Raw genomic sequence first — 6,219 nt, forward strand, 5'->3', positions numbered from 1 at the left:
GGTAATATTAATTGGTAATTGAATTGTGGTTATTTGCACAATAAATTGGTAAATTCATATTTAATTAACTTACTATTAACCACAGAACTACTCATGTCTAAATATACCCTTAAACCCTGTAATACAGTTACAGCTATACTTCTATCTTGTTTAGTTACTGGTTGTGGCAGCTCAGGCTCTGATCCTACGGCGCAAAATAATGAAGCGATTTCTTCACAAACTCCTGCAACAATTGGTGGTAACACTCTAGGTGAAGTTATTAGCGATAGTAATGATGCAATAACAGGCTCGTTAACTATTACGGATCAACAATCAGGTGAAGGTGCTTTTGTAGCACAAGAAAATAGCGCTACAAGCTATGGTTTTTTTAGCTTAAATGCTGGTGGAGATTGGTCATACACACTTGACGATTTAAACGCTTCAATAACATCTTTAAGTGAAGGTGAAACACTACAAGATACAATAACAGTAAACTCTGTAGATGGTACCAGCGCACAAATTATCATAACAATTGTAGGTGCACCAATAGCTCAAGCTGATGGCTTTGAGAAAATATCACACGTTTTATTGCGATCAGATGGCGTTAATTCGGGGCTTGACGCATACACGCTTATTGAAAATGCCTTCGGCGAAGGGTCAATTGAATCTCCAGACTTATATGCTGGCAATCATCAAAGTGTTGTCCATATTCTTGAAGATACCGATACGATAATTGGTAACCATTTTGTCTTTTTAGCTCACCGAGATGATGACCAAGATAAAGACAAAGGCGTAAGTGATAGACAACGTAACGAAATAAAAACCTACGATAAATCACCACAAGAAACACTGGCGTTTGAGGGGGAGACATTTCAATATAGCTGGAAATTTAAAGTAAGCAGCGAGCTTGAGCTTACGAGTAAGTTTAGCCATTTTTTTCAAATAAAAGCTCGAAATGACAGCAACGATAATACTAATGGTAATGACGACCAGCCTATTATCACACTCTCAGGAGCACAAAAAAACAGTACAGGCAATCAACTGCAAGTGCGATATAGTGCAGGCTTTGATGAAAACGGTAACAGTACAGGGCTTGATAAAAACCTCATTGAAACCGACTGGTCACTCATTACAGATGAATGGGTCAAGGTATTTGTACAAGCTACATTTAGTGAAAACGGTAAGATTGATATGACGTTAACGCGCTTAAGCGATAATGCAGAGATATTTAATATAAGCGAGCAAAACATAGATATGTGGCGCGGCTTTAGTGATGCTGATTTTGCTCGTCCTAAGTGGGGAATTTACCGCTCGATTGTTGAAACCGACAGCCTTCGCGCTGATGAAGAACGTGTTAGGTTTGCTGATTTTTCTATTACAAAAGGTAAGATAGCGCAGTAAGCTATTTTATCAATTAGCATGAAAAAGCCGTTAATAATTATGCATCATTAACGGCTTTTTTAATTTTTTGATAAAAGTGATTATTTCACTTCTTTACCCGCTGCTTGTTGATCAGCATGGTAGCTTGAACGTACAAACGGGCCAGAAGCCGCGTGAGTAAAGCCAATTTCGTCTGCATACGCTTTTAAGCCGTCAAACTCTACTGGTGGCACGTAGCGCTTAACCGGTAAGTGATGCTTAGAAGGTTGTAGGTATTGGCCTACAGTTAGCATGTCAACGTTGTGAGCACGTAAATCGCGAAGTACTTCTTCAATTTCACTAATTTCTTCACCTAAACCAACCATTAAGCCTGATTTAGTTTTTACTTCTGGGTGAGCTTCTTTAAAGCGACGAAGTAATTCTAAAGACCATTTATAGTCAGCACCTGGACGAGCTAGTTTGTATAAACGTGGCGCAGTTTCAAGATTGTGGTTAAACACATCTGGTGGCGTCTCGATTAATATCTCTAGTGCGCGGTCCATACGACCACGAAAATCAGGTACTAAAATTTCGATAGTAATAGTTGGATTATGTTTACGAATCTCGCGAATACAATCGGCAAAATGCTGTGCACCACCATCACGTAAATCATCACGGTCAACTGAAGTGATTACAACGTAGCTTAGCTTCATATCTTTAATAGTAAGTGCTAGCTTTTCAGGTTCAGTGGCATCAGGTTTTAATGGGCGACCGTGAGCAACATCACAAAATGGGCAACGACGAGTACAAATAGCACCTAAAATCATAAAGGTAGCTGTACCGTGGTTAAAACATTCAGATAGGTTAGGGCACGAAGCTTCTTCACATACCGAGTGTAAGCCATGCTTACGTAGCGCTTTTTTTATACCGTCAATACGATCGGTTGATTTAGGTAAGCGAATTTTTAACCATTCTGGCTTACGCAACATTTCAGTTTTTTCTGTAGGTAAAACTTTTACTGGGATCAACGCCATTTTTTCTGCGTCGCGTAGTTTTACACCTGGTTCCATTTTGACTGGTTTATTCATTCGTTTTCAAACCCTTCAGTATGCTTAACCTGTGTTGCATTAAGCTTCTTGATCATGTGTTTCAGCAATCCTTCACCCGCACTTTCTAGGTTTTGAGGACCATCTAATTCTTTAGTTTGCACCATATTCATGCCCGCATAACCACATGGGTTAATGCGTAAAAATGGACTTAGGTCCATGTTAACATTTAATGCTAAGCCATGAAACGAGCAACCACGACGAACCCTTAAACCAAGGGATGCAATTTTACTGTCATTAACGTATACACCTGGTGCATCAGCTTTAGCATAAGCTTCAATACCATACTCGGCGAGTGATTCAATAATGCACTCTTCAAGCCAAGTAACCAGTTCACGTACACCAATCTTTAAACGACGTAGATTAAATAATACATACATCATTTGCTGGCCTGGGCCGTGGTAAGTTACTTGCCCGCCACGGTCAACTTTAATCACCTCAATGTCGCCAGGAGCTAGTAAGTGTTCGTCCTTACCAGCCTGACCTTGGGTGAATACACTCTCGTGCTCTACAAGCCAAATTTCATCTGGCGTATTTTCATCACGGGTGTCGGTAAAGTCCTGCATTTTTTGCCAAATTGGCATATAACGCTGACGACCCAGTTGGCGTACGATCAAAGTGTTTTCGTTCACAACAAATCTCAACTATGGATTAAAGCATGTGGCGTACGTCATCAATATTGCTGATCACGTTGTAAATTTCTTCAATGTGTTTGCCACTAGTAACTGTTGCTACAAGGCTTACTGACTCGTAATTACCTTTGCTGCTTGGTTTTACTTTAGGGGCGTAATCGCCAGGTGCTATTGGTTGTAACTTAGCTAAAATTTGATCAGTTAAGTTTACGTTAGCTAAACCCATTATTCTGAATGTAAATGGGCAAGGGTACTCTAGGTACTCATCAAATTTAGTATCTTTAACAGGTTGAACCACGACGGTGACTCCTCATACAAAAGTGTGGACTCTATGCAAGCTTGAAGCTTAATACAGATAGGCAATTAGCAGTCTTGCTTATATGGGGCGCATTCTAACATTTTTCAAGCAAAAAAAAACGCCTCACAGTGGAGACGTTTAAATTAGTTACCTAGTTAATAGGGGAGATATAAATTACTGCATGATCTGTAAGCGTAAGTAATCATAAATTTTGCTAAAGAAGCTGCCTTCTTCCACTTCTTCAAGTGTAACTAGTGGGTATTGAGCAATATCTTCGCCCTCTAGTTGTAAGAATAACGTACCTACTTTAGTACCTTTAGCAAGTGGTGCTTCAAGCGTATTATCTAGCTCAAAGTTAGCTTTAAGGTTTTTATGCTGACCACGTGGGATAGTAATTGGTGTATCTTCTAAAATACCTAAAGATACGTTCTCTTTGTTACCCATCCAAATACGTTGTTCTGCAAAGCTATCGCCTGCTTTGTACGGAGTAATTGTTTCATAAAAACGAAAACCATAGTTAAGTAGCTTTTTACTTTCTACTTTACGAGCTCGTTCGCTTGAGGTACCCATAACAACAGCAATTAAACGCATATCGTTTTTAGTTGCTGAGGTAACTAGGCTGTAACCAGCTTCTGATGTATGCCCCGTTTTAATGCCGTCAACATCTAAGCTTTCATCCCATAATAATGAGTTACGGTTATATTGCTTAATGCCGTTATAAGTAAACGATTTTTGCTTATAAAGTGCATATTCATCTGGCACATCACGAATAAGAGCAGCACCAAGTGTCGCCATATCGCGTGGAGTTGTGAAGTGCTCGTCAGTATCAAGGCCGTGGCTGTTGATAAAGTGACTGTTGCTCATACCTAATTTAGCAGCATGGGCATTCATTAAATCAGCAAATGCGCTTTCGCTTCCAGCAATATGCTCAGCCATTGCTACACATGCATCATTACCTGATTGAATAATAATACCGTGGTTAAGCTCATCAACACTAATTTGTTTACCTACTTCAATAAACATCTTTGAAGATTCTGGAAAGTTTTTAGCCCATGCTTTTTCGCTTACCGTTACCATATCGGTAGTGGCAATATTACCTGCTTTAATTTCAGTACCAATTACATAACTGGTCATCATTTTAGTTAAACTTGCAGGTGCTAGCTGTGTATCGGCTTCACCTTCAGCAATAACTTTACCAGTTGTAAAGTCGACTAAAAAATAACCTTTCGCATTAACTTGAGGTGGTGCCGGAATAATTTGGGCGCTGGCTGAGAATACGGCGGCTGTATAAACTAGGCCGCATACACCTTTGAGGATTTTATGTTTAATAGATTTCATCATACTCATTAATGGTTAAAGTTAAAGATTCGCGTTACGCCATTTTATACCCAAACTACCCCGAGATGCGAGCATCTTGGGCTGGTTTGGGTATTAGTCTTACTGAGTGTAAAGCAAGAACGCGTTTTGAAATTGATTTTCTTTTAATTTTTTTAATACTTCGTTTGCATGAGGGGTATCTTTTATTGGCCCTAAATGCAGTCTGTAAATATCGTCTTTTTGCACAATATTTGTTGGTAATTTGTATTGCTCTCGCAATGTGCTGGCAAGTGCTTCAATATTAGCAAGTGTACTACCTGCAGCTACCTGAATATAGGTTTGACGCGCAGTTGCGCCCGCAAGCGTAACTGCCTCTAGCTTAACCTTTGCTGTACCATGGGTGTAGTAGCCAAGCTTATAAGCGGCTGCGTACGAAAGATCAATTATTCTATCGTCATGAAATGGGCCACGGTCGTTCACGCGTACGATTACCGATTTACCATTTGCTGTATTGGTTACTCTAACAAAGCTAGGTAGTGGCAGCGTTTTATGCGCTGCGGTCATGGCAAACATATCATACGTTTCACCATTTGAGGTGTGATAACCATGAAATTTACGACCATACCAAGAGGCAATGCCTTCCTCACTATAACCCGTCTCATCAAGCATGGGCGAATAGCTTTTACCAAGCACTGTGTATGGGCGGCTAGCGCTAGCACTTTTAGTGGTTTCGGTAACTATAGCGTCTTGCATCTCAAGTGTAGTTGGAGCTCTTAATGGCGCTGCATCATGACGCATACTATAACGGCTACTTGGCCCACTACTACAAGCACTTAAAAGTAAAATTAATAATGTAGTAAATATAAACTGATTCGTGTGTTGCATTATTTTAAAAGCATCCTTTTATCTGTCGCGATTGACATAATAATGCCAAATCCTGCCATTAACGTCACCATCGATGTACCACCATAACTAATCAGTGGTAAAGGTACGCCTACAACAGGTAATAAACCCGATACCATGCCTATGTTTACGAATACATATACAAAAAAGGTGAGGGTGAGTGCGCCTGCGAGCAATTTACCAAATGCATCTTGTGCATTAACAGCAATGTATAAACCACGACCAATAATAAATAAGTACAGGCTAAGTAAAACACATACGCCGAATAAGCCAAATTCTTCGCTTAAAACCGAAAATATAAAGTCGGTGTGGCGCTCTGGCAAAAACTCTAATTGCGATTGTGTACCAAGCAACCAGCCTTTACCTTCTATGCCGCCTGATCCAATAGCAATTTTCGATTGAATAATATGATAACCCGAACCAAGCGGATCGCTCTCAGGATCTAAAAAGGTGAGTACACGTTGTTTTTGATAATCGTGCATACCGTAGTGCCAAAATGGCCATGCAGCAAGCGCTACAATCGAGCTTAAAAACCCTATTAAACGCCAACTCAACCCAGACAAAAATAATACAAATATACCTGAGCTTGCAATAAGTATAGCGGTACCTAAATCGGGTTGTTCTT

Annotated in this window: 7 protein-coding genes; 1 reads left to right on the forward strand and 6 read right to left on the reverse strand. The window is 40.0% G+C overall.

Translation table 11 applies throughout. The annotated features are described in order from the left end of the window. Window positions 1-93: 93 nt before the first annotated feature. Window positions 94-1,380 (forward strand): VCBS domain-containing protein, encoded by a 1,287-nt coding sequence (locus H5072_RS09435; protein ID WP_182693374.1) that lies wholly within the window; start codon window positions 94-96, stop codon window positions 1,378-1,380. An 80-nt stretch (window positions 1,381-1,460) separates the two neighbouring features. On the opposite strand, the gene lipA is transcribed toward H5072_RS09435, so the two are convergent. From lipA to H5072_RS09465, 6 genes are all read right to left on the reverse strand, one after another. Further along, window positions 1,461-2,426 carry a lipoyl synthase gene (gene lipA / locus H5072_RS09440; protein WP_002958515.1) on the reverse strand — a complete coding sequence of 322 codons (966 nt, stop codon included), beginning with the start codon at window positions 2,424-2,426 and terminating at the stop codon, window positions 1,461-1,463. After that, window positions 2,423-3,076 (reverse strand): lipoyl(octanoyl) transferase LipB, encoded by a 654-nt coding sequence (lipB, locus tag H5072_RS09445; RefSeq protein ID WP_182693375.1) that lies wholly within the window; start codon window positions 3,074-3,076, stop codon window positions 2,423-2,425. The genes lipA and lipB overlap by 4 nt, the downstream gene beginning before the upstream one ends. Before the next feature lie 19 nt (window positions 3,077-3,095). Next, window positions 3,096-3,374: a DUF493 family protein YbeD gene (ybeD, locus tag H5072_RS09450; protein WP_002958517.1), complete on the reverse strand. Its 279-nt coding sequence runs from the start codon at window positions 3,372-3,374 to the stop codon at window positions 3,096-3,098. A gap of 174 nt (window positions 3,375-3,548) precedes the next feature. After that, entirely contained in the window at window positions 3,549-4,712 is a 1,164-nt protein-coding gene (locus tag H5072_RS09455; RefSeq protein ID WP_182693378.1) for a serine hydrolase, read from the reverse strand. A gap of 99 nt (window positions 4,713-4,811) precedes the next feature. Beyond that, window positions 4,812-5,576, reverse strand: a complete 765-nt coding sequence (locus H5072_RS09460; RefSeq protein WP_182693376.1) for a septal ring lytic transglycosylase RlpA family protein — start codon at window positions 5,574-5,576, stop codon at window positions 4,812-4,814. After that, the coding region (locus H5072_RS09465) for an FtsW/RodA/SpoVE family cell cycle protein (protein WP_182693377.1) at window positions 5,576-6,219 on the reverse strand (644 nt) is incomplete at its 5' end. The genes H5072_RS09460 and H5072_RS09465, both read right to left, overlap by 1 nt.

Origin of the sequence: Pseudoalteromonas sp. SR45-5, assembly GCF_014163565.1 — a bacterium.
In the GTDB taxonomy this organism is placed as follows: Bacteria; Pseudomonadota; Gammaproteobacteria; order Enterobacterales; family Alteromonadaceae; genus Pseudoalteromonas; species Pseudoalteromonas distincta.